This is a genomic window from Xanthomonas translucens pv. undulosa, assembly GCF_017301775.1.
Classification (GTDB): Bacteria; Pseudomonadota; Gammaproteobacteria; order Xanthomonadales; family Xanthomonadaceae; genus Xanthomonas_A; species Xanthomonas_A translucens.
In genome coordinates this window covers 1,711,958-1,734,847 of the sequence record NZ_CP063993.1, presented here as the reverse complement: position 1 = coordinate 1,734,847, position 22,890 = coordinate 1,711,958, and the positions used below count along the sequence as shown (strand labels likewise).

The 22,890-nt window shown below is 69.1% G+C and carries 16 protein-coding genes; 8 read left to right on the top strand and 8 right to left on the bottom strand.

The features are described from left to right. Window positions 1–27 precede the first annotated feature (27 nt). Genes ISN38_RS07370 through ISN38_RS07360 form a run of 3 tightly spaced genes read right to left on the bottom strand, consistent with a single transcriptional unit; the run spans window position 28 to window position 3,299 of the window. On the bottom strand, window positions 28–1,182 hold the full coding sequence (locus ISN38_RS07370) for a virulence RhuM family protein (RefSeq protein WP_206712127.1): 1,155 nt from the start codon (window positions 1,180–1,182) through the stop codon (window positions 28–30). After that, window positions 1,175–2,683: a type I restriction-modification system subunit M gene (locus tag ISN38_RS07365; RefSeq protein ID WP_003469776.1), complete on the bottom strand. Its 1,509-nt coding sequence runs from the start codon at window positions 2,681–2,683 to the stop codon at window positions 1,175–1,177. Before ISN38_RS07365 ends, ISN38_RS07370 begins: the two co-directional genes overlap by 8 nt. Before the next feature lie 16 nt (window positions 2,684–2,699). Next, a complete protein-coding gene (locus ISN38_RS07360; protein ID WP_087960503.1) occupies window positions 2,700–3,299 on the bottom strand; it encodes a restriction endonuclease subunit S domain-containing protein in 600 nt (199 codons plus the stop codon). 136 nt (window positions 3,300–3,435) lie between these two features. Here ISN38_RS07360 and ISN38_RS07355 point away from each other — a divergent pair, with 136 nt between their 5' ends. Next, a complete protein-coding gene (locus tag ISN38_RS07355) occupies window positions 3,436–3,759 on the top strand; it encodes an XAC0095 family protein (RefSeq protein ID WP_003469768.1) in 324 nt (107 codons plus the stop codon). On the opposite strand, the gene ISN38_RS07350 is transcribed toward ISN38_RS07355, so the two are convergent. Then, a complete protein-coding gene (locus ISN38_RS07350) occupies window positions 3,756–4,739 on the bottom strand; it encodes an NAD(P)-dependent oxidoreductase (RefSeq protein ID WP_003469765.1) in 984 nt (327 codons plus the stop codon). The genes ISN38_RS07355 and ISN38_RS07350 overlap by 4 nt on opposite strands. Before the next feature lie 94 nt (window positions 4,740–4,833). Between ISN38_RS07350 and ISN38_RS07345 the strand changes: the two genes are divergently transcribed. The 7 genes from ISN38_RS07345 to cobA all read left to right on the top strand — a co-directional run bounded on the left by ISN38_RS07345 (window position 4,834) and on the right by cobA (window position 15,211). Beyond that, window positions 4,834–5,406: an ANTAR domain-containing response regulator gene (locus tag ISN38_RS07345; RefSeq protein ID WP_087960504.1), complete on the top strand. Its 573-nt coding sequence runs from the start codon at window positions 4,834–4,836 to the stop codon at window positions 5,404–5,406. A gap of 7 nt (window positions 5,407–5,413) precedes the next feature. Continuing rightward, window positions 5,414–6,529, top strand: a complete 1,116-nt coding sequence (locus ISN38_RS07340; protein ID WP_047324527.1) for a CmpA/NrtA family ABC transporter substrate-binding protein — start codon at window positions 5,414–5,416, stop codon at window positions 6,527–6,529. A gap of 881 nt (window positions 6,530–7,410) precedes the next feature. Continuing rightward, a complete protein-coding gene (locus ISN38_RS07335) occupies window positions 7,411–8,580 on the top strand; it encodes an MFS transporter (protein WP_170873994.1) in 1,170 nt (389 codons plus the stop codon). 61 nt (window positions 8,581–8,641) lie between these two features. Then, a complete protein-coding gene (gene nirB / locus ISN38_RS07330) occupies window positions 8,642–11,059 on the top strand; it encodes a nitrite reductase large subunit NirB (RefSeq protein WP_230811717.1) in 2,418 nt (805 codons plus the stop codon). A 3-nt stretch (window positions 11,060–11,062) separates the two neighbouring features. Next, window positions 11,063–11,428 carry a nitrite reductase small subunit NirD gene (nirD, locus tag ISN38_RS07325; RefSeq protein ID WP_003469752.1) on the top strand — a complete coding sequence of 122 codons (366 nt, stop codon included), beginning with the start codon at window positions 11,063–11,065 and terminating at the stop codon, window positions 11,426–11,428. Beyond that, window positions 11,428–14,220, top strand: coding sequence for a nitrate reductase (locus tag ISN38_RS07320; RefSeq protein ID WP_038238281.1), 2,793 nt, complete (start codon window positions 11,428–11,430; stop codon window positions 14,218–14,220). Before nirD ends, ISN38_RS07320 begins: the two co-directional genes overlap by 1 nt. 250 nt (window positions 14,221–14,470) lie before the next feature. Next, a complete protein-coding gene (cobA, locus tag ISN38_RS07315; RefSeq protein ID WP_196479351.1) occupies window positions 14,471–15,211 on the top strand; it encodes a uroporphyrinogen-III C-methyltransferase in 741 nt (246 codons plus the stop codon). Between the two features lie 582 nt (window positions 15,212–15,793). On the opposite strand, the gene glgX is transcribed toward cobA, so the two are convergent. From glgX to malQ, 4 genes are read right to left on the bottom strand one after another with little or no spacing between them, the layout of a single operon-like run. Continuing rightward, window positions 15,794–17,965: a glycogen debranching protein GlgX gene (gene glgX, locus ISN38_RS07310; protein WP_003469746.1), complete on the bottom strand. Its 2,172-nt coding sequence runs from the start codon at window positions 17,963–17,965 to the stop codon at window positions 15,794–15,796. A gap of 9 nt (window positions 17,966–17,974) precedes the next feature. After that, on the bottom strand, window positions 17,975–18,163 hold the full coding sequence (locus ISN38_RS07305; RefSeq protein ID WP_038238289.1) for a DUF2934 domain-containing protein: 189 nt from the start codon (window positions 18,161–18,163) through the stop codon (window positions 17,975–17,977). A 43-nt stretch (window positions 18,164–18,206) separates the two neighbouring features. After that, window positions 18,207–20,828: a malto-oligosyltrehalose synthase gene (treY, locus tag ISN38_RS07300; protein WP_108084632.1), complete on the bottom strand. Its 2,622-nt coding sequence runs from the start codon at window positions 20,826–20,828 to the stop codon at window positions 18,207–18,209. Further along, entirely contained in the window at window positions 20,825–22,768 is a 1,944-nt protein-coding gene (gene malQ / locus ISN38_RS07295; protein WP_058358914.1) for a 4-alpha-glucanotransferase, read from the bottom strand. The genes treY and malQ overlap by 4 nt, the downstream gene beginning before the upstream one ends. Window positions 22,769–22,890: the final 122 nt, after the last annotated feature.

Sequence of the window (22,890 nt, the reverse complement as noted above, 5' to 3'; positions counted from 1 at the left end):
TCTTCGACTGTTTGCTTTTTCCATCCCTTAGGTAGCATTGCGCCCACCCCCTTTCTTCGTCAGCCGCTTAGCAACCTTGCTCAATTCGGACAGCGTGCTGTCATCGGTTGACCCCGCACCCAGCATGCGCACGGTATAGGCCTTCCCTTCCGCTTCCAGCGCCGCACGCCGCTGCGCCGCAAATTGCTCGTACTCGCTCTGGGCATGTGCCACGGCCTGCTTGTGCGACACCTTGCCAGCGCCTGCCAGCACTTGGCGGTCGTTGAAGCTGAGAAAGGCGTCGAGCTTCTCGGCCCAATCCTTCAGGAAGACCTCTTTGCGACGCGTGGCCTGATCTTCAGCGAAGTCCAGCCACATGGTGACGATGCGGTTGAGTTCGGTGATCTCTGCTTCGGCAAGATAATTCTTTGCCACGCTCACGTCGGCCTTCTGCACCTGCTCCTTGCGGGTGCTGGTGAGGCCCATGTTGGGTTGGGTATGGTCGGCACGCTGGCGGATGATTTCGGCTGCAGTCTGGCCCGACACGGCGTAGTGCAGCTTGTTCTGGATGATGCGGAAAAAGGTCGTGGTCTCGGGCAGCGTGGGGGCATAGTCCGCCGCCAGGGCGAAGATTTCGCGCACCCGCAGGTACATGCGCCGTTCGCTGGCGCGGATGTCGCGGATGCGCTCCAGCAACTCGCCGAAGCGATCAGGCAAGACCGAATCCCCCACGGGTGGGTTCTTCAGGCGCTCGTCGTCGAGCACGAAGCCCTTGAGCAGGTACTCGCTCAGGTGGGCTGTCGCCCATTGGCGGAACTGCGTGCCCCGTGCAGAGCGCGCACGGTAGCCCACGGCCAGAATGATCTCCAGGCTGTAGAAGCGCACGTTGCGGCGGACCAGCCGGCCACCCTCCTGGCGAACTTGTAAGCCGGACTTACAGGTTGCCTCGGGATCGGCTTCACCCTCGGCATAGATCGCTTTCACATGTTGGGTGACGTTCTGGGGGGTGCTCTGGAACAGCGTGGCGATTTCGGCCTGGCTGAGCCACAGTGAGCCGCCTTCGGCCCGCATTTCAACGCGGGTGAGGCCGTCATCGGTGGTGTAGAGAACGAACTCGCCCTGGCTTTCTGCGCTGGCTGGCGCATCGAAATCAACCGGCTCTGCCGCCGTGGTTGGCGTGCTGGGTTTTGGCGCCTTACTCATAGCCCAGTTCCTTCAAATACCCTGCCATCTGCTCCTCGAGCTTTGCCAGTTCGCTCTTGAGCTGTTCGCGCTCGCGGCGCACGGCCATCAGGTCGATTTCTGCTTCTTCCTCGAAGGTGTCCACATAGCGGGGAATGTTGAGGTTGTAGTCGTTGCCGGCGATCTCGGCCGGGCTGGCCAGGTAGGCGTACTTGTCCACGTTCTGGCGCGCCTGCACCGTGTCCAGGATGCGCTGCAGGTCGCGTTCGCGCAGCAGGTTCTGGTTCTTGCCGTCCTGGTAGTGGCGGCTGGCGTCGATGAACAGCACCTTGTCGTCGGCCTTTTTCTTGCGGAACACCAGCACGGCGGCGGGGATGCCGGTGCCATAGAACAACTTTTCCGGCAGGCCGATCACCACGTCCAGCAGGTTTTCGTCGATCAGTTTCTGGCGGATGCGGCCTTCGGCGGCGCCACGGAACAGCACGCCGTGCGGCACCACCACGGCCATACGCCCAGACTTGGGCTTCATGACGTCGATCATGTGCAGGATGAAGGCGTAGTCGCCCTTGGTGCGCGGCGGCACGCCACGGCGGAAGCGGTCGTGCGGGTCGTTGTCGGCGCTGTCGTGTCCCCACTTTTCCAGCGAGAACGGCGGATTGGCGACGACGATATCGAATTGCTTCAAGGCATTGACGTTCAACAATTTGGGGTTGCGAATGGTGTCGCCCCATTCGATGCGGTGGTTGTCTTCGCCGTGCAGGAACATGTTCATCTTGGCCAGCGCCCAGGTACTGCCGATGGCCTCCTGGCCGTAGAGCGCGTAGTTGCCGGTGCCGGTGCGTTCGCGGATCAGGCGGCCGCACTTGAGCAGCAGCGAGCCGGAGCCGCAGGTGGGGTCGCAGATCTCGTCGCCTTGCTGTGGATCCATCAGCCGCGCCATGAGCGCGGAGACTTCCGGCGGGGTGTAGAACTCGCCGGCCTTCTTGCCGCTGCTGGAGGCGAAGTTCTTGATCAGGAACTCGTAGGCATTGCCGATGATGTCCAGCTGGCCGATGCGCGAGGGGCGCAGGTTGAGCGCCGGCTTGGCGAAGTCTTCCAGCAGATGGCGCAGCAGGTCGTTCTTCTGCTGCTCCTCGCCGAGCTTGTTGGCGTTGAAGCTGATGTCCTGGAACACGTCGCGCAGCTTGCCCAGGTTGGCGTCTTCGATGGCATGCAGGGCCTTGTCGATGCGCTCGCCGTTGCCGGGGCGGTGGCGCTGGGCGTGCAGGGTGTAGAAGTTGGCGGTGTGCGGCAGCACGAAGCGCTCGCTCTTGAGCAGTTCTTCGATCAGGCCGGGCTTGTCGCCATGCTTGGCCTTGTAGTCATCGTAGTGGTCCTGCCAGACGTCGGAGACGTATTTCAGGAACAGCATGGTCAGCACGTAGTCCTTGTAGACGCTGGGGTCCACGGTGCCGCGGAAGGTGTCGCAGGCACCCCAGACGGCGGCATTGATGGTGTCCTGGGCGATGTCGGTGTTGCTCATGGCGGTTTCCGGAAGATTAGGCGAGGAGGCGCTCGGCGAGGATCGCCAGCTCGGTGTCGCGGTTCTTGATCAGGGCATGCAGCGCCAGGCGCTCGGCCTGGGCGGCGCGGTCCAGCGCGATGATGGCGTGTTGCCGGGCCAGCGGAGGGATGCGGATCGGGGTCATGTCCAGCACGCTGCGGCGGATGCTCAGCTGGTTGCTGCCTTCGGCCGACTGGCGCAGATAGCGCTGTGCCGGGGTCTGGTTGAGCTGCCAGGCCAGGAAGGCGGGCAGGAGGGCGTCCGGCTGGCTGACGCGGATGATGTACAGGTGCGGCGAGCACACGGTGCGGGGTGGGGGATCGGCGACCAGTGCGGCGAACGTGTTGTCGCCGCGGGCAACAAAGACGATGTCCTGGTTGCGGAGCCAGTCCGGTGATTTTCGGCCCTGCAGTTCGGTGGTGAGGAGGTTGTCGCAGGCCAGGCGACCAGAAGGCGTGAGATCGCGCAGCTGCAACACCCTCGTCGAGCCGCCAGGCACGCTGGGGATGGCGCCACGGAACGGGTGCCCCAGCATGATCTGGGCGGTGGCCGACAGTGGGGCTTGTTTTGCATGATTTCCCATGAAGCGGATCATGGTCCGCTTTTTCTGGGATGTCAAAATAAATTGTGCATCAATCAGTTTGATGTAATAAAAGATGTTGACGGGCGTTTGAGTTGTATGTAGAACTTATTGCGGGGCCGAGACGCGGCCCAAGCCAGGAGGGCGCGCAATGCCGCAACCCGTTCATGAGGAGAGCATCGGGGTGCATGGGGATCCCGACGCCATGTCGGGCTACTTCCTGCCCGAGGAAAGCCAGTTCCGATTGGTGCGGCTGGGCGAGTTCATCACGTTCCTGGGGCGACTCGCACAGCCACGCAGCGTGGCCGAAGAACGCGAGGCCGCGCCGAAGGTGCGGGCGGGCGAGCTGGCGGTGTGCATGGAGTTGCTTGCGGAGCAGATGGACATGGTGCTGCGCGAGGTGTCGTGGCCGGCGCAGCGTCAATCCCCGTCTCAGGCGCAGGGCCATGGCGCTTCAGTTTGCGGGGACGACTAACGCGCCACGCCAGCCACCACGTCGCAAGCTATGCCGTGCGTTGCCAGGGCTGCCGCCAGCGCGTCATGCGGCGCCTGCCGGAACGCGTCGCCCGGTTTCAGGCTGACCACGCGCTGCCCGGCGTGCACCTGCTCGATCAGTAGGGCCAGGTGCGCGTCGTCGTCGGCGGGCAGCGGTTGCCGCGTCGCATCGCGGCGCGCCAGGCTCAGCACCGCGGCCTCCACTGCGGGATCGCACAGCAGCAGATCGGCCTGGTTCAAGGCACGCAGCGCTTTGAGCGTCAGCGCGCCGGGGTCGCCGTTGCCGGTGCCGACCAGCCACACGCTGCCGCGGCGCGGCACATCCTGCTCGCTGCGTTGCAGGGCGTCGTGGAAGGCCTGCTCGGCGGCCTGCGTCTGCCCGCTCTGCAACAGCACCTGCACCGGGCCTTCCAGCACCTGTTCGAACCAGCGCCGGCGCTGCGCCAGCTGCGGCAGGCGCGCGCGGATTGCCTCGCGGTGGCGCGCGAACAACTGCGCCAGTTGCGCATAGGAATGGTCCAGTTCGGTCTCCCAGCGCTCGCGCAGGCGCCGCGCCAGCATCGGCGCCGCACCGCTGGAGGAGATCGCCACCAGTAGCGGATCGCGGTCGATGATCGCCGGCACCTGGAACGTGGACAGTTCGGCATCGTCGACCACGTTGACCAGCTTGCGGCGCTGCCCGGCCTGCGCGGCGAGTGCGCGGTTGAAGGCATTGTCGTCGGTGGCCGCGACCACCAGCCAGGCGTCGTCCAGCCATTGCGGATCGAACGCGCCATCGACCCGCTGCAGCCGGCCCTGCGCCAGCCACTGCGCCACCGTGGCGTTGAGTGCGTGCGCGTACACCAGCACCTGCGCGCCGGCGTGCAGCAGCGCTTCGATCTTGCGCATCGCCACCTCGCCGCCGCCGACGACCAGCACGCGGCGCCCGCCCAGATCGGCGAACAAGGGATACAGCGGCATGCGGACTCCTGCGGGGTGGGGGGACGGCTCGCGGCGGACGCGTGTTGCATGGCACCATGCGGCTCAGCCAACTTCCGTTAGCCATGACCGTATGCTGCGCGTCCTGCTGGTCAACGATACCGAAAAGCCGATCGGGCAGCTGCGCCAGGCGCTGCTCGACGCCGGCTACGAGGTGTTGGACGAAGTGGCGGCGGCGCCGGCGCTGCTCAAGGCGGTGTCCACCGAGCAGCCGGACGTGGTCATCATCGACGTCGATTCGCCCTCGCGCGACACCCTCGAGCAACTGGCGCTGATCCACCGGCAGGCGCCGCGCCCGGTGGTGATGTTCTCCGCCGACGGTGACGACCAGCTGATCCGCGCCGCGGTGAGCGCCGGCGTCACCACCTACGTGGTCGATGGGCTGGCGCCGGCGCGGCTGGCGCCGATCGTACAGGTGGCGCTGGCCCGCTTCGAACAGGAAGCGGGCATGCGCCGGCAACTGGACGAAGTGCAGGGCAAGCTGCGCGACCGCGAACAGATCGATCGCGCCAAGCGCCTGCTGATGGACAAGCGCGGCATGAGCGAGAACGAGGCCTACGCCGCGCTGCGGCAGCAGGCGATGAAACAGGGGCTGAAGCTGGCCGAGGTCGCCCAGCGCATCCTCGCGATGGCCGACCTGCTGGGATGAGGAAGCGATGAGCGCACCACTGCACCCCGAACCGCGCACCCTGCGCCTGGGCTACCTGCCGCTGATCGATTGCGCGCCGCTGATCGCCGCGGTGCGGCTGGGCCTGGACCGCCGCCACGGCCTGCGCCTGGAGTTGCAACGGCAGGCCTCGTGGGCCGCCGTGCGCGACAAGCTGCTGTCCGGCGAACTGGACGCGGCGCACGCCTTGGCGGGCCTGGTCTACGGCGTGGAATGCGGCATCGGCGGGCCGCAGGCGGACATGGCGATCCTGCTCACGCTCAACCAGAACGGCCAGGCCATCACCCTGGCGTCGGCCCTGGCCGACGCGCTGGCGCAAGGCACGCCGCTGCGCAGCGCGCTGGCCGCGCTCGGCCGCGCGCCGGTGTTCGCGCAGACCTTCCCCACCGGCACCCACGCGATGTGGCTGTACTACTGGCTGGCGGCGCAGGGCGTGGATCCGATCGGCGCTATCCAGGCGGTGACCCTGCCGCCGCCGCAGATGCCCGACGCACTGGCGCGCGGCGAACTGGACGGTTACTGCGCCGGCGAACCGTGGGCGGCGCATGCCGAAGCGATGGGCGCGGGCCGACGCGCGATCCGCAGCGGCGAACTGTGGCCCGGCCATCCGGAGAAAGTGCTGGCCTGCCGCCGCGCCTTTGCCGCATTGCAGCCGGAACTGGCGACCGCGCTGACCGCCACGCTGCTCGACGCCTGCCGCTGGCTCGACGATGCCGCGCACCGCCGCGAAGCGGTGGCGTGGCTGGCCGATGCGGACGTGATCGGCTTGCCGGCGGAGCGCATCGCAGCGTGCCTGTTGCCGGGTGGCGCCGCCGATGGTGGTGCAGATCCGCAAGGTTTGCGCTTCCATGCGGGTGGCCTGGCGAACATGCCCTGGCTGTCGGATGGACGCTGGTTCCTGCAACAGTTCCGGCGTTGGGGGTGGTTGCCGGCGAGCGCAGCCGGTGCCGGGCAGGATGCGGCGCACGATGCGCAGATCGTGGCGCGGGTGCATCGGTTGGAGACGTATCGTGCCGCGGCTGCGCAGTTGCGCATTGCGGTGCCGGAGCGCGACGAGCGGGGGGACGGGTTGCCGGATTGGCGGGTTGGACTTACGCCTGCGTAGCGCCTGCGCCTGCGCGGGCCGGAGCGGCGCAACGTCGACATTCTCAGCGTGGGCAGATGCGGCTTTCAGAGCGCTGCAAGCGTGAATGATATTTGATGAACTCAATGGGCCGGCGCGATGGGTGCGGCATGGCTGCGACGGGCCAGGTTGAGTGATCGTCGTGTCGTGTATGCATTATGCAAAATCGATGAAGCAGCGAAGGCGTGCTATCTCGAACACTGCTTCATCGCCTCGCCCATCCACGATCGGACGGTGATGTTGCCGCTTAGGTGATGCTCGGTCCTCTTGCTCAGGTCGCATGGGTGCAGCGTTGCGCGGGACACTCGCGGCAGTGGACGTCGCCTCGCAGCGCGGCTCGATTCGACGCAAACGCTCGCCAATGGATGACGAGTGACCAATGCACTCATTGCCCTGCTGCTCTGCCGGAACTCCGCTTCTGACACGCATAGCCGACGTTCGATCAAAAGCAGATGTTGCCGCGGCGCACAATAAAGGTGCGCCGCGCACCACTTGTGTTCGTTGAGGCCCACCGTGGTGGCCGTGCAACGCGGCCGCAGATCGTGACCGGTTCCGACAATAAATTGAATTTAAAGGGAATTTATCTGTCGCTGTGGTGGCGCGCACACTTGGCATGCCGATTGCGATAGTGATCCTGCGGACGCAACGGGGTGTCCGCACCAATGCGATTCGGTAGGTGGGCCAACGGCGGCCCGCCTGCCCAGACAACGGCGTCTTCCGGTGCGAACCGGGCGGCGCCGTTTTTGTTTTTCCCTCCCCTCGACTACCGCGCGCTGCGGGTGGTGTGCAGCGCTGCGGCCCAACGCTTCTCGGAGATGGCGCGGATGAATCGATCGTTCTGGCAAGCCGGGCATACGCCCACGCTGTTGTCGGCGTTCCTGTATTTCGACCTGAGCTTCATGGTCTGGTATCTGCTCGGTCCGCTGCAGGTGCAGATCGCCGCGGCGCTGCAGCTGGAGACCCAGCAGCGCGCGCTGATGGTGGCAATGCCGATCCTGTGCGGGGCGGTGCTGCGGCTGTTGCTGGGCATGCTCGCCGATGTGATCGGCGCCAAGCGCGCGGGCATGCTGGCGCAGGTGCTGGTGATCGTGGCGCTGGCGGTGGCGTGGCAGCTGGGCGTGCACAGTTTCGCGCAGGTGCTGCTGCTGGGGCTGATGCTGGGCGTGGCCGGGGCCTCGTTTGCGGTGGCGCTGCCGCTGGCCTCGCGCTGGTATCCGCCGCAGCACCAAGGCACGGCGATGGGCATCGCCGGCGCCGGCAATTCCGGCACGGTGTTCGCGGCGCTGTTCGCGCCGGCGCTGGCCACGGCGTTCGGTTACCAGGCGGTGTTCGGGCTGGCCTGCATTCCGCTGCTTCTGACCTTGCTGGTGTTCGCGCTGTGCGCCAAGGACGCACCGGTGGCGGTGCCGCGCAAGCATCTGCACGACTACGTGCGGGTGCTGGTCGGTAATCGCGATTCGTGGTGGTTCATGCTGTTCTACGCGATCACCTTCGGCGGTTTCGCCGGGTTCGCCAGCGCCTTGCCTGGTTACTTCCACGATCAGTTCGACTTCTCTCCGAAGCTGGCCGGCTGGGCCACCGCGGCGTGCGTGCTGGCCGGTTCGGTGATGCGTCCGCTGGGCGGTGCGTTGGCCGATCGCATCGGCGGCACGCGTACGCTGCTGTCGATCTATCTGCTGGTGGCGTTGCTGGTGGCCGCCGCAGCGGTCGGCGTCGGCGGTCCGGCGGCGACGGTGGCGTTGTTCGTGATGACCCTGCTGTGCCTGGGTACCGGCAACGGCGCGGTGTTCCAGCTGGTGCCGCAGCGTTTCGGCCGCGACATCGGGCTGATGACCGGGCTGATCGGCATGGCCGGCGGCATCGGCGGCTTCCTGCTCGCCGCGGGGCTGGGCATCGTCAAGCAGCACACCGGCAGCTATGCGCTGGGGCTGTGGCTGTTCGCCGGCTGCGCGCTGCTGGCCTTGGGCCTGCTGTCCAACGTCAAGCAGCACTGGCGCAGCCAATGGGCTGCGGCCGGCGCGGCGCGCGTCTGATCCTCTCCACCGAAGCGGGACTCACATGAACAAGCCAAGACTGGTGGTGGTGGGCAACGGCATGGCCGGCATCCGCACCGTGGAAGAACTGCTCAAGCTGATGCCGGGGATGTACGACATCACCGTGTTCGGCGCCGAGCCGCATCCCAACTACAACCGCATCCTGCTGTCGCCGGTGCTGTCCGGCGAACAACAGTTCGACGAGATCGTGCTCAATCCGCTGGCCTGGTACGCCGAGCACGGCATCCATCTGCACGTGGGCAAGGAAGTGACCCGCATCGACCGGGTCAAGCGCAAGGTGATCGCCGCCGACGGCACCGAGGCACCGTACGACCGCCTGCTGCTGGCCACCGGTTCGCTGCCGATCGTGTTGCCGGTGCCGGGCAAGGACTTGAAGGGCGTGATCGGCTACCGCGACATGCACGACACGCAGACCATGATCGACACCGCCACGCGCAAGCGCCACGCGGTGGTGATCGGCGGCGGCCTGCTCGGCCTGGAGGCGGCGAATGGGCTGAAGCAGCGCGGCATGCAGGTGACCGTGGTGCACCTGGCCGACTGGCTATTGGAACGCCAGCTCGACCCGGTCGCCGGGCAGCTGCTGCAGCGCTCGCTCAGCGAACGCGGCCTGGAGTTCCGCCTCGGCACCTCCACCACCGAACTGGTCGGCAACGCCGATGGCGACGTGGTGGCGGTGAAGTTCTCCGACGGCAGCGAAGTGCCGGCCGACCTGGTGGTGATGGCCGCCGGCATCCGCCCCAACATCGCGCTGGCGCAGGCCGCCGGCATCCACTGCACGCGCGGCATCGTGGTCAACGACACGCTGCAGACCTTCGATCCGCGGGTATACGCGGTCGGCGAATGCGCCAGCCACCGCGGCATCGCCTACGGCCTGGTCGCGCCGCTGTTCGAGCAGGCCAAGATCTGCGCCAACCACCTGGCGGGTTTCGGCATCGGCATTTATCGCGGTTCGGTGGCCTCGACCAAGCTCAAGGTCACCGGGATCGACCTGTTCTCGGCCGGCGATTTCATGGGCGGGGAGGGCAGCGAGGAGATCGTGCTGTCCGATCCGGCCGGCGGCGTCTACAAGAAGCTGGTGCTGAAGGACGACAAGCTGGTCGGCGCCTGCCTGTACGGCGATACCAACGACGGCGCCTGGTATTTCCAGTTGCTCAAGGACGCCAGCCCGATCGGCGAGCGCCGCGAGCGGCTGATGTTCGGCGAGAGCGCGCTCGGCGATGCCGGCACCGCCGGCCAGGACCGCGCCAGCGCGATGCGCGACAGCGACGAGGTGTGCGGCTGCAACGGCGTGTGCAAGGGCACCATCGTCAAGGCGATCAATGCGCAAGGCCTGTTCACCGTGGACGAGGTCAAGAAGCAGACCAAGGCGGCCAGTTCCTGCGGTTCGTGCACCGGCCTGGTCGAGCAGATCCTGATGAACTGCCTGGGCTCCAACTTCCAGCAGACGCCCAAGACCAAGGCGGTGTGCGGTTGCACCGACCTCAACCACGGCGAGGTGCGCAAGGCGATCGGCGAGGGCAGGTTGCTCACCCATGGCGCGGTGTACACGCAGCTGCAGTGGCGCAGTCCCAACGGCTGCGCGACTTGCCGCCCGGCGATCAACTACTACCTGCTGTCGACCTGGCCGCGCGAGGCGGTGGACGATCCGCAGTCGCGCTTCATCAACGAGCGCGCCCACGCCAACATCCAGAAGGACGGTACCTTCTCGGTGATCCCGCAGATGAAGGGCGGGGTGACCAACGCTTCGGAACTGCGTCGCATCGCCGACGTGGCCGACAAGTACGCGGTGCCGATGGTCAAGGTCACCGGTGGCCAGCGCATCGACCTGCTCGGCATCCGCAAGGAAGACCTGGTGGGGGTGTGGAAGGACCTGGGGATGAATTCCGGACACGCCTACGGCAAGTCGATCCGCACGGTGAAGACCTGCGTGGGCAGCGAGTTCTGCCGCTTCGGCACGCAGAACAGCACGCAGATGGGGATCGAGCTGGAAACCATGCTGGCCAACATGTGGAGCCCGCACAAGGTGAAGCTGGCGGTGTCCGGCTGCCCGCGCAACTGCGCCGAATCCGGGATCAAGGACGTGGGCATCATCGCGGTGGAATCGGGCTGGGAACTGCATATCGGCGGCAACGGCGGCATGAAGACCGAGGTCGCCAAGTTCCTGGTCAAGGTCAAGACCGCCGAGGAGGTGAAGGAGTACACCGGCGCGTTCCTGCAGCTGTACCGCGAGGAAGCCTACTACCTGGACCGCACCGTGCACTACATCGAGCGCGTGGGCATGGACTACATCCGCCAGCGCGTGATCGAGGACGCGGCCAACCGGCGCGCGCTGTACGAGCGCCTGCTGTACGCGCTGGAAGGCTTGCCCGATCCGTGGGCCGAGCGCATCGCCGGGGCCAGGCAGCGCGAATTCCAGCCGCTGCGCGTGGCCGCGCCGCTGGCGCTGGTGGAGGACTGAGCGATGAACGCTGCCGCTTCCGACCTCATCGTTCCCGACGCCAGCGCCCGCCACTGGATCCGCATCTGCCGTCTCGACGACATCCCCACGCTCGGCGCGCGGGTGCTGGAGATCGCCGGCGTCGATCCGATCGCGCTGTTCCGCACCGCCGGCGACCGCGTGTTCGCGCTGGTCGATCGCTGCCCGCACAAGGGCGGGCCGCTGTCGCAGGGCATCGTCGCCGGCGACAGCGTCACCTGCCCGCTGCACAACTGGAACATCGCCCTGGACAGCGGCCAGGCCTGCGCGCCGGACGTGGGCTGCGCGCGCCGCTATCCGGTGCGGGTGGACGAGGGCGAGGTGTGGCTGTCGTTGCAGGGCGCCGCATGATGGATGGCGCGCACGTGCCCGCAGCGCACGCGGCCGCGGACAACGCGGCGCGGCGCACGCTGACCCGTTCCACCTGCTGCTACTGCGGGGTCGGCTGCGGGGTGCTGATCGAGACCGAGCACGGCGCCGACGGCGCCGCGCGCATCGTCGGCATCGAAGGCGACCGGCAGCATCCGGCCAACTACGGCCGGCTGTGCAGCAAGGGCCGCACCTTGCCGGAGACTGTGCGCAGCCTGCACGGCCGCGCGTTGCAGCCGGAACTGCGTACCCAGCGCGACGCGCCGCGGCGCGTGGTGGACTGGGCGGTAGCGCTGGACAGCGTGGCCGAGCGCCTGGCCGGCATCGTCGAGCGGCATGGGCCGGATGCGGTGGCGTTCTACCTGTCCGGGCAGTTGTTGACCGAGGACTACTACGTCTTCAACAAGCTGGCCAAGGGCCTGATCGGCACCAACAACATCGACACCAATTCGCGGCTGTGCATGTCCAGTGCGGTCAGCGGCTACAAGCTGGCGCTGGGCGCGGACGGCCCGCCGACCTGCTACGAAGACCTGGAACTGGCCAGGACCGTGCTGCTGGCCGGCAGCAACATGGCCTACGCCCACCCGGTGCTGTTCCGCCGGCTCGAGGACGCGCGCGCGCGCGATCCGCAGGTGCGCTGGATCGTGGTCGATCCGCGCCGCACCGACACCGCGGCGATGGCCGACCTGCATCTGCCGATCCAGCCCGGCACCGACGTGGCGCTGTTCAACGGCATGCTGCACCACCTGATCTGGGAAGACCGCATCGACCGCGGGTTCATCGCGGCGCATACGCAGGGCTTCGCCGAGCTGCGGCAGACGCTGCGCGAATACACCCCGGCGATGGCCGCCGACATCTGTGGCGTGCCGGTCGCCGACCTGGTGCAGGCGGCGGAGTGGTTCGGCCGCGATGCGCCGGCGCTGTCGCTGTATTGCATGGGCCTGAACCAGTCCGCGCACGGCACCGACAAGAACCTGGCGCTGATCCACCTGCACCTGGCCACCGCGCAGATCGGCAAGCCCGGCGCCGGCCCGTTCTCGCTGACCGGACAGCCGAATGCGATGGGCGGGCGTGAGGTCGGCGGCATGGCGACGATGCTGGCCGCGCACCGCGAGATCGCCAGCGCCAGCGATCGCGCCGAGCTGGAGCGGCTGTGGCAGTTGCCGGCCGAGCGGCTGTCGGCGCGTCCCGGCCTGCCGGCGGTGGCGCTGTTCGATGCGCTGCGCCGCGGCGAGGTCAAGGCGGTGTGGATCGCCTGCACCAATCCCGTGCACTCGATGCCGGACATCGCGAACGTGCGCGACGCGCTGCGCCAGGCCGAGCTGGTGATCGTGCAGGACGCCTTCGTGCACACCGATACGGTGCCCTACGCCGACGTGCTGCTGCCGGCGGCGAGCTGGGGCGAGAAGGACGGCACGGTGACCAACTCCGAGCGCCGCGTCTCGCGCGTGCGCCAGGCGCTGCCGGCAGCGGGCGCGGCCAGGCCGGACTGGTGGATCGCCAACGAGGTGGCGCGGCGCCTGGAAGCGCGGCTGGAGGCGCCGGCCGCCGGCTCGCGCTTCGGCTTCGCCGATACCGCGGCGGTGTTCGACGAGCACCGCGCATTGACCATCGGCCGCGATCTGGACATCGGCGGACTCGACTACGCGCGGCTGGACGCGCACGGCCCGCAGCAATGGCCGCTGCCGGCCGGCGCCGCGCACGGCCAGGCGCGACGCTACGCCGACGGCGTGTTCGCCACCGCCGATGGCCGCGCGCGCTTCCATCCCACGCCGTACAAGCCGGTCGCCGAGCCGACCTCCGCACGGTTTCCGTTGCGCCTGCTGAGCGGGCGCCTGCGCGACCAGTGGCATGGCATGTCGCGCAGCGGCCGGGTGCCGGGGCTGTTCGCGCACAGCCCGCAGCCGGGCCTGCGCATGCATCCGCAGGACGCCGCACGGCGCGGGCTGCGCGATGGCGAGCTGGTGCGCGTCGTCAGCAAGCGCGGCAGCCTGGTGCTGCCGCTGGAAGCCTGCGAGGAGATGCGTTCGGGCGACGTGTTCGCGGCGATGCACTGGAACGCGCAGTTCCTGGACAGCGGCGGCATCAACGAACTGAGCCTGAGCACGGTGGATGCGCGCTCGCAACAACCCGAGCTCAAGCACGCCGCGGTGCGCGTGGAGAAGGCCGAATTCGGCTGGCATCTGCTGCTGGCGCGGCGCGGCGATGCGCTCGCGCTGCAGGCCGCGGCGCAGCCGTGGCTGCGCCACTTCGGCTATGCCGCGTTGAGTCTGCAGGCCGAGGCCGGCGATCGGGAGCAGGCGTGGCTGGTGCTGCGCGCCGCCGCCGAGCAGGCGCCGGCGCCCGCGCAGCTGGAAGCGCTGGCCGCCGCGTTGGCGCTGGCCGGCGGCAACGCCGACACGCTCGAATACCGCGACGCACGCCGCGGCCTGCTCAAGCGCGTGGCCTGGCGCGGCGCCGCGCCGACCAGTCATTTCGATGGCCTGTTGCTGGCCGGTGCGCAACGCGATGCCGGCGGCGAGGCGTTGCTCGAGCATGCATTGAGCGGCGAAGCCTGGCGCGGCGCGCGGCTGGCGGCATTCGCGCAAGCCGGCGGCGCGGCGCGCGATCCGGTGGTGTGCCAGTGCACGCAGGTGCGCGAATCGGCGATCCGCGCCGAAGCCGCGCGCGGCACGGCGCCGGCCGAGATCCGCGCGCGGCTGGGCTGCGGCAGCGTGTGCGGCTCTTGCATGCCGCAGGTGCTGCGGCTGTGCGCCACGGCGGCAAGCGCATGAGCGGTCGCGGCTTGAGCGCGGTCCCGGTGTCCGCTGTGGATATCGCGACGAACAGCGCATGCGCTCGCGGCCTGGGCCACGCCAGCGGCAGGGCGCGGCGACAGCGCGTGTGGCGGGTGCGGACGGACGGCGTGGCGGATGCGCGCAGCGCTGCACAGGCGGGTGCGATGTCTTGGGTGTTGTTCCTTCTTTCTGGGCGGAGTCTGCGATGAACGATGCAAGCGTGTGCGGTATGCATGGCGGCGGCGCAGTGGTGTTGCTGTCGGCCGGTCCCGGCGATCTTGAACTGCTGACGCTGAAGGCGGTCAAGGCGCTGGCTGCGGCGCAGGTGCTGTTGCTCGACGATCTGGTCAATCCCGACATCGTGCAGTTCGCGCCGCAGGCGCGGGTGATCCGGGTCGGCAAGCGCGGCGGCTGCCGGTCCACGCCGCAGGATTTCATCTGCCGGCTGATGCGGCGCTATGCGCTGCAGGGCGCCCATGTGGTGCGCGCCAAGGGCGGTGAAGCGTTGCTGTTCGGCCGCGCCGGCGAGGAAATCGCGTTCCTGCGCGCGTCGGGCGTGCAGGTGCGCATCGTCAATGGCGTCAGTGCCGGGTTCGCGGCGGCGGCCGGGCTGGGCATGTCGCTGACCCATCGCGACCATTGCCACGGCATCACCTTCGTCACCGCGCATACCCAGGACCATGGCGAGCCGGATTGGGCGGCACTGTGCGCCACCCGCACCACGCTGGCGATCTACATGGGCATGGGCCGCATCGCCGCGCTGACGGCGGGCTTGCTGCGGCACTTGCCCGGCGTCACGCCGGCCGCGGTGGTGCAATCGGCGAGCCTGCCGCAGCAGGCGCAGTTGCTGACCACGCTTGAGCGCCTGGCGGCCGATGTGGAAGGCCAGGGCATCGGCGCACCGGGGGTGATCCTGATCGGTGGCGCGGTCGGCGAGGCGCAGGTGCAGGCGTTCGCGCAGTCGCATGCAATGCAGGCGATAGCGTGATTTCCTGGGGGAGCGATATCAGCCGCGACGGGCTTCACCGGGAAAGCCCGTCGCGACTGATGGCCCGAAGCCACCCAGAGTCGCTCCCACAAATGACAGCATCGGCATCGGAAATTCGCCAGCGCTCCCTGTAGGAGCGGCTTCAGCCGCGACGAGCGAAGACGAAATATCTCGGCATCGCATAACGCCCCGAAGTTGATGACCCCGAACCATCGCGACATCTTGAACCCGGATGGGTCGCTGGCTGCGGATGCAGTCGCGGCTGAAGCTGCTCCTACAGTGCACGCATGCAAGGTGCCGCGCTCCTGTGTAGGAGCGGCTTCAGCCGCGAGGAGCGAAGTGGTGAATGTTCCGAACGGGCATGCAGTCGGGACTGAAGTCCCTCCCACAAAAGGCCTCGCAGCTCCACAGCGCCAGTGCAATCCTTGTGGGAGCGACTTTGGGTGGCCTCGGGCCATCAGTCGCGACGAACGCAGTGGCGGGCCTTCCGGCTTCGGACGTTGTCGCGGCTGAAGCCGCTCCTACCGGGGCGGGAGCGGCCCCGGTCATCGAATCTGGGCCGCTGTCTGCGGCCACCGCGCGTTACTCCGTCGGTGCCGGTGGCGCCGCATTCTGGTGCTGCGCAGCGGCGACCTTGCCGTCGCGCTCGGCGGCCAGCAGGGTCAACGAACGGCACAGGCCATGCCATTGCGAGCCGCCCGGCAGGCCGCGCTCGTGGTCGCGTTCGGCGGTGTCGATCAGCACGCGCCAGTGCTCGCCTTCGACCATCGGCAGGGTGAAGGTCACGTCCTCGGTGGCGCCGTTGACGATCATCAGCAAGGTCACGTTCGACGCCGCCTGGCGCAGGCCGCTGGACGGCGCCTTGCCGTCCAGGCGCATCATCAGCGCGCGTGCGTGCGGATCGTGCCAGGACGCATCGTTCATTTCTTCGCCGTCCGGCGCCAACCAGCTGACGTCCTTGATGCCCAGTTCTTCGTCGTAGACGCCGTCGAAGAAGCGCGCGCGGTGCAGCAGCGGGTAGTGCGCGCGCAGATGGGTCAGGCGCGTCACGAACGCGGTCAGGCGCTGCGCGCGCTCGCCGCTTTCCCAGTTCAGCCAGGTCAGCTCGTTGTCCTGGCAGTAGGTGTTGTTGTTGCCGCCCTTGCTGCGTCCGAATTCGTCGCCGGCCAGCAGCATCGGCGTGCCTTGCGACAGCAGCAGCGTGGCCAGCATGTTGCGCATCTGCCGCAGGCGCAGCGCGTTGATCTGCTCGTCGTCGCTCTCGCCCTCCACGCCATAGTTGGCCGAGATGTTGTTGTCGGAGCCGTCGCGGTTGTCCTCGCCGTTGGCCTCGTTGTGCTTGTGCTCGTAGCTGACCAGGTCGTGCAGGGTGAAGCCGTCGTGGGCGGTGACGAAGTTGACCGAGGCGGTGGGGCGGCGGCCGCGGTGGTTGAACAGGTCGGCCGAGCCGGTCAGGCGCGTGGCCAGTTCCGCCAGCTGACCTTCGTCGCCGCGCCAGAACGCGCGTACGTTGTCGCGGAACTTGTCGTTCCATTCCGACCAGCCCGGCGGGAAGCCGCCGACCTGGTAGCCGCCAGGCCCCACGTCCCACGGTTCGGCGATCAGCTTGACCTGGCTCAGTAGCGGGTCCTGGCGGCAGGCGTCCAGAAAACCGCCCTTGGGATCGAAGCCGTGATGCTCACGGCCGAGGATGGTGGCCAGGTCGAAGCGGAACCCGTCCACGTGCATCTCCGACACCCAGTAGCGCAGCGAGTCGTTGACCATGCGCAGCGCGCCGGCATTGGTAAGGTCAAAGGTGTTGCCGGTGCCGGTGTCGTTGATGTAGAAACGGCGGTTCTCCGCCAGGCGGTAGTAGCTGGCGTTGTCGATGCCCTTGAACGACAGCGTCGGCCCCAGTTCGTTGCCTTCGGCGGTGTGGTTGTAGACCACGTCCAGGATCACTTCCAGCCCGGCATGGTGCAGCCGCGCCACCATCTGCTTGAACTCGGCCACGGTGCGGGTGGCCATGTAGCGCGGCTGCGGCGCGAAGAAGCCGATGGTGTTGTAGCCCCAATAGTTGCGCAGGCCCTGCTTGAGCAGGTATTCGTCGTCGATGAAGGCATGCACCGGCAGCAGTTCCACCGCGGTCATGCCGAGCCGCTTGATGTGCTCCACGACCTCGTCCACCTTGAGTCCGGAGAAGGTGCCGCGCCAGGCCTCGGGCACCGACGGATGGCGCATGGTGGTGCCGCGCACGTGGGTCTCGTAGATCACCGTGCGGTCCCACGGCGTCTGCAGGCGCTGGTCCTGGCCCCAGGTGAAGGCCGGATCGATCACCGCGCACTTGGGCACGTAGGCGGCGCTGTCGCGGCGGTCGAAACTCAGGTCCGCGTCCTTGTGGCCGATGGTGTAGCCGAACAGCGCCGGCGCCCATTTCAGTTCGCCGACCAGTTGTTTGGCGTAGGGATCGAGCAGCAGCTTGTTGGGGTTGAAGCGGTGCCCGGCGTCGGGCGCGTACGGACCGTACACGCGGTAGCCGTACAACTGGCCTGGGCGCGCATCGGGCAGGTAGCCGTGCCAGATCTCGTCGGTGTACTCGGGCAGCACGATGCGCTCGACCTCGCGGCCGCGTTCGTCGAACAGGCACAGCTCGACCTTGGTGGCATTGGTCGAGTACAGCGCGAAATTCACGCCCAGGCCGTCCCAGGTGGCGCCGAGCGGAAACGAGCGGCCTTCGCGAATGCGGGAGCGGCGGGCGAGCTTGCGAAGCGGCATGCGAAATCCTTACGACGTGGCGGGGCCGTTGCCGGCCGGGGAAAGCGAGTGGTCTTGCGGATCGGCGCGTGCTTCGGCGTCGACCAGGCGTTCGGCCATGGCCCAGTGGCGGGCGGCGCGGCCGTCGGGCCGGCCTTCGGCTTCCCAGATTTCGTGTGCGAGTTGTTCGATGCGGCGCTGGCGTGTGTCTGCGTCCATGGCGGTCTTGTCAGGGAAGGTGGCCTGCACGGCCACCGGCATGTCAGGGAACGGCGGTCAGCACGGCCACCGGGAACTCGGCGAGCAGGTCGGCCACCGGCATCGAGGCCGATACCGCGAGGTCGCGCCCGCTCAGCACGTGCCGGTACTGTGCCGCGGGCAACGTCAGAAAGGTGTTATGCCAATTCAGCTGCGCGCGCAGCGGTGCCGCCGCTTCCAGCGGTTGCGCCGCGGCGGCCAGGCGCGGCACCACCACCAGCAGGGTCTTGCCCGCGTGTTCGCGCGCGAAGCCGAGCACATGCTGCGCGTGCGGACCCTGCGCCTGCAGCGGGCGATAGCCGCCATGCGCGAACAGCGCCGGATGCGCGCCGCGCAGCTGCAGCAACTGCGCGGTCAACCACGCCTTGATGTGACCGCTGTTCCAGTCGCGCAGCAGCGCCGACGTTGCGCTGGCGTCGTGCAGCCAGGCCTGGCGCAGCGCGTAGTCCACCGGGCGGCGGTTGTCCGGATCGACCAGCGACAGGTCCCAGCCTTCGCAGCCCTGATACAGGTCGGGTACGCCCGGCACGCTCAGCCGCAGCGTGGTCTGCACCAGGCTGTTGAGCGCGCCGGCCGGCGCCAGCGCGGCCGCGGCCTGCGCCAACGCCTCGCGCAGCGGCGCGCCGGCCGGCGCCAGCAGCGCCGCGTCCAGCAGTGCGCGCACGCCGCGTTCGTAGGCCTCGTCCGGCCAGGTCCAGTAGGTGCGCAGCTTGGCCTCGCGGGCGGCCTTGAGCTGCCAGGCGCCAATGCGCGCGGCGTAGTCGGCCAGGCCGGCGGCATCGTCGCTGGCCAGTTCCAGCGGCCAGGCGGCGACCAGCATCTGCCACAGCATCAGCACGTCGCCGGGCAGCGGCGCGGCGCTGCCGGCCGGCAGCAGGTCGGCGGACAAGGCCTGGAAGCGCGCCACCTGTTCGGCCCACCACGGCGCCTGCGCGCTGAGCGCGGCCAGGCGCATGCGCACATCTTCGCCGCGCTTGTGGTCGTGGGTGGCGGTGGCCAGCAGCGCACGCGGGTGCCGCTGCGCGCGCGCGGCGTTGGCGGCGTGGAACGCGTCCGGCGCCAGCGCGAACACGTCCGGGTCGCTGCCGACCTCGTTGCGCGACAGCAGCACGCCGTGGCGGTAGAACGCGGTGTCCTCGACCGACTTGGCGTTGAGCGGCGCCGACAGCTGCTCGATGCGGCGGCGCACGATGCGCCGCAGCGCGATCTGCGCCTTGCCGGTGCCGCGGCCGTCGCGGCTCCAGCGCGCGATCGCGTCGATCGCCGCGCACACCCGCGGCTCGGCGCCATTGCGCGCGTGCTGCGCGGCCTGCGCCAGGCGTGCCGCATCGGCTTGGTCCAGGCCATCGGGCCCGGCGTAGGTGCGGTACACCTCGAAGTGCCGCAGCAGCGCCATCAGGCCCTGCGCCAGCATCTGCGGGCTGAACTCGCGGGTGGCCGGGTCCAGGTGCGCGGCGGCGGAAAGCGCCTGCACGGTGCGCACGAACTCGGTCTGCAGCGACCCTTGCAGGATCTCGTCGCGCGCGGCGCGTTGCTCCTGGCCGAAGTCGCCGCTGCGGCCGGTTTCGCGGCGCCACAGCGCGGTCAGCGGCGCGGCGCCGGCCGGGTCGTGCAGCACGCCGGCGACCTGGTCCATGAAGTCGTAGCCGGTGCTGCCGTCGCACGGCCAGTCGCCGCGCAGGGTTTCCTGCGGCGCCAGGATCTTCTCGATGTACAGCGCGATGCCGCCGGCGGCGATGCCGCGGCGGCGCCCGGCGCGGTCCAGCTGCGCGCGCAACCGCTGCACGTAGCCGGTGGGATCGGCCAGGCCATCGACGTGGTCCACGCGCACGCCATCGAGATGGCCTTCGGCGACCAGCCGCAGCGGCAGTTCGTGCACCGCGGCGAACACCTCGTTTTGCTCCACGCGCAGCGCCGCCAGCGAGGTGATGTCGAAGAAGCGGCGGTAGTTGAGCATGTCGTTGCCGACCCGCCACCACGCCAGCCGGTAGCACTGGCGTTCGATCAGCCGATGCAGCGCGTCGTCGCCCAGCCGCGCGGCGTCGTTGAGCCGCGCCGCCCAGGCCTGGCGTGCGGCCGGCGGATCCTGGGCCACGGCGCCTTCCAGGCGGATCGGAAAGCGTTGGTCGTGGTGCTCCAACTGCACTTCACCGTCCTCGGCCACGCGCAGTTGCAGCGCGCCTTCGCTCAGCGCTTGTGCGTAAGCGCGGTCCAGCACCGGTAGCCACAGCTTGCCGTCGCGGCCGGGCGCGCGCCAGTCGATGTCGAACCAGCCGGCGTGGCGGCTGCGCCGGCCATGCTTGAGCACGTCCCACCACCACGGGTTGGCCGCATGCGTGGCCATGTGGTTGGGCACGATGTCCAGGATAAGGCCCATGCCGTGCGCGCGCACGCGCTCGGACAGGTGCAGCAGCGCCGGTTCGCCGCCGAGTTCGGGATTGACCACACGCGGATCGGTGACGTCGTAGCCGTGGGTGGAGCCGGGCACGGCGCTGCCGATCGGCGACAGGTACAGATGGCTGATGCCCAGGCCGGCGTAGTAGGGCACCTGCGCGGCGGCGTCGAGCAGGGTGAATCCGGCGTGCAGTTGCAGGCGCGCGGTGGCGCGCAGCGGGGTGACGCTCATGCGTCGGTTCCTTGCGCGGGGCAGGCGCTGCGGCGCGCGTGCGCGAACGCCTGCAGGCGGGTGTCGAGCGGCGCGCCGGCGGCCGCCGTGTCCGCCGCCGGCAAGCGCCGGCGCCAGTTCGGGTGACCATCGACGGTGCCGGGCAGATTGGGTTGCTGGTCCAGGCCCAGCGCGTCCTCGGCCGGCAGCAGCGCCAGCGGCGAGGGCGTGGCGGCGACGAAGCGCAGCGCGTCCAATTCCGGGTCGTGCGCCTGCGGCAGCGCCGCGGCGACCGCGGCGTCCATGCGCGCCACGTCGGCGCGGCGGGTCGCATGGTCGGCGCGTTGCTGCGCGGCGTCGGACAGCTGCAGGCGGCGGCGCCAGTCGATGTCCTCCCCGCAGCGCCAGCCGCGCAGCGTCGGCAGGTCGTGGGTGGTGGTGGTGGCGATGGCATCGCCACGCCAGTGTGCCGGCGCCAGGAACGCGCCCTTGGCGTCGCGGGTGAACAGCAGCACGTCGATGCCCATCACCCCGCGCTGCGACAGTTCGGCACGGATGCCGTCCGGCACCACGCCCAGGTCTTCGCCGATCACGATCGCGCGGTGCCGCCACGATTCCAGCGCCAGCAGGCGCAGCAGATCGTGCAGCGGATAGCGCAGGTACACGCCGTCGGCGGAACTGGCGCCGCGCGGGATCGTCCATAGCCGCAGCAGGCCAAGGATGTGGTCGATGCGTACGCCGCCGCGGTCGCGCATCACCGCACGCAGCAGCTCGATGAAGGGCGCGAAGCCGCTGGCGCGCAGCCCGTTCGGCGAGTAACCGCCGATGCCCCATGCCTGGCCGTCGCCGTTGAACGCATCCGGCGGCGCGCCCAGTTCCAGCCCGGCCAGCACCGCCTGCGGCCAGGCCGCGGCCTCGGCGCCGCCGGGATCGAAGCCCACCGCCAGGTCGGCGATCAGGCCGATGCCCATGCCGGCAGCGCGCGCCTGCTGCTGCACGCCGGCCCAGCTGCGCGCGGCCAGCCACTGCGCGAAGCTGTGCAGGGCCGGATCGGTATCGCCGAAATCGCGCGCGGCGAACGCGGCGTAGTCGCGCAGCGCGGCGCCGCGCGCCAGTTGGAAGGTGGCGAAATCCGCATGCAGGGCGCTGTCGGCCTGGGCGAAATCGGCATGCAGCTGGCGTAGCCACTGCCACTTCGCCGCGGACGAGGCCGGCCAATCGATCAGTGCGCGCGTCTGCGCGTCGGCGAAGGCCTGTTCCAGCCCGGCCGCCTGCAGCGCGCGTTGCGCCGCGGCGGCGCCGAGCACGCGTGCCGGTGCCGCCTGCAGCGGATCCAGGAAACGCCGGTCGCCCGGCGAATACGGGCTGTAGTGCGTGCCGATCGGCCGCGCCGCATGCACCGGGCTCAGCGCGATGGCATCGCCGCCGGCCTGCGCGATGCGCCCGGCCCAGGCGGCCACGCCGTCCGCATCGCCGATGCCTGCGTCGCCCGGGCCTTGCGCCGAATACACCTGCAACGACAGGCCCCAGCGCGCGCCTACCGCCTCGGCCACGCCGTAGCAACGCGGTGGCGCCAGCGCCAGCGTGGCGTGGCGGTCGCCGTGCTGCAGGGTCCAGTAGCCGTGGCTATCCAGCGCGGCGACGCGGCCTTGCGCATCGAAGCGGCCGTCGCGGCGGCGGCCGTCCTCGTGTTCGAGCCGGTACGCCGCGCCCGGCGTACCGCCGGCGTCGATTGGCGTGCCGAGGTCGGCGGTCAGCAGCGACGCTTCGACGTTGGCGTTGGCCTGCAGCCGGCGCAGGCTGTCGCGGCAGGCGGCGTCGTCGTGCGCGTCCAGGCCGAGCGCGCCGAGCACGCTGCGCAGCGTGTCGGTGCCGACCGTGCGCGGCGTATCGGAGGCGTCGATCCAGTCGACCAGCAGGCCGGCGGCGGACGCCAGGGTGTGCAAGGGGGTATCGGTCATGAGCGAGTCGGGGCCGCGGCAAAAGGGAAAAAGGGACGCTCAGCCGTCGCCGCGCGCGCGGCGTGGCCGTCAGGCAGGCACACGGTCGCGGGCGACGAACGGGATGGGCAGCGTGCCGGAAG

Excerpts from the sequence above, each read along its gene's own strand:
- ISN38_RS07370 (WP_206712127.1), bottom strand. The coding sequence starts at position 1,182 with ATGAGTAAGGCGCCAAAACCCAGCACGCCAACCACGGCGGCAGAGCCG.
- ISN38_RS07365 (WP_003469776.1), bottom strand. The coding sequence starts at position 2,683 with ATGAGCAACACCGACATCGCCCAGGACACCATCAATGCCGCCGTCTGG.
- ISN38_RS07360 (WP_087960503.1), bottom strand. The coding sequence starts at position 3,299 with ATGATCCGCTTCATGGGAAATCATGCAAAACAAGCCCCACTGTCGGCC.
- ISN38_RS07355 (WP_003469768.1), top strand. The coding sequence starts at position 3,436 with ATGCCGCAACCCGTTCATGAGGAGAGCATCGGGGTGCATGGGGATCCC.
- ISN38_RS07350 (WP_003469765.1), bottom strand. The coding sequence starts at position 4,739 with ATGCCGCTGTATCCCTTGTTCGCCGATCTGGGCGGGCGCCGCGTGCTG.
- ISN38_RS07340 (WP_047324527.1), top strand. The coding sequence starts at position 5,414 with ATGAGCGCACCACTGCACCCCGAACCGCGCACCCTGCGCCTGGGCTAC.
- nirB (WP_230811717.1), top strand. The coding sequence starts at position 8,642 with ATGGCCGGCATCCGCACCGTGGAAGAACTGCTCAAGCTGATGCCGGGG.
- nirD (WP_003469752.1), top strand. The coding sequence starts at position 11,063 with ATGAACGCTGCCGCTTCCGACCTCATCGTTCCCGACGCCAGCGCCCGC.
- ISN38_RS07320 (WP_038238281.1), top strand. The coding sequence starts at position 11,428 with ATGGATGGCGCGCACGTGCCCGCAGCGCACGCGGCCGCGGACAACGCG.
- glgX (WP_003469746.1), bottom strand. The coding sequence starts at position 17,965 with ATGCCGCTTCGCAAGCTCGCCCGCCGCTCCCGCATTCGCGAAGGCCGC.
- ISN38_RS07305 (WP_038238289.1), bottom strand. The coding sequence starts at position 18,163 with ATGGACGCAGACACACGCCAGCGCCGCATCGAACAACTCGCACACGAA.
- treY (WP_108084632.1), bottom strand. The coding sequence starts at position 20,828 with ATGAGCGTCACCCCGCTGCGCGCCACCGCGCGCCTGCAACTGCACGCC.
- malQ (WP_058358914.1), bottom strand. The coding sequence starts at position 22,768 with ATGACCGATACCCCCTTGCACACCCTGGCGTCCGCCGCCGGCCTGCTG.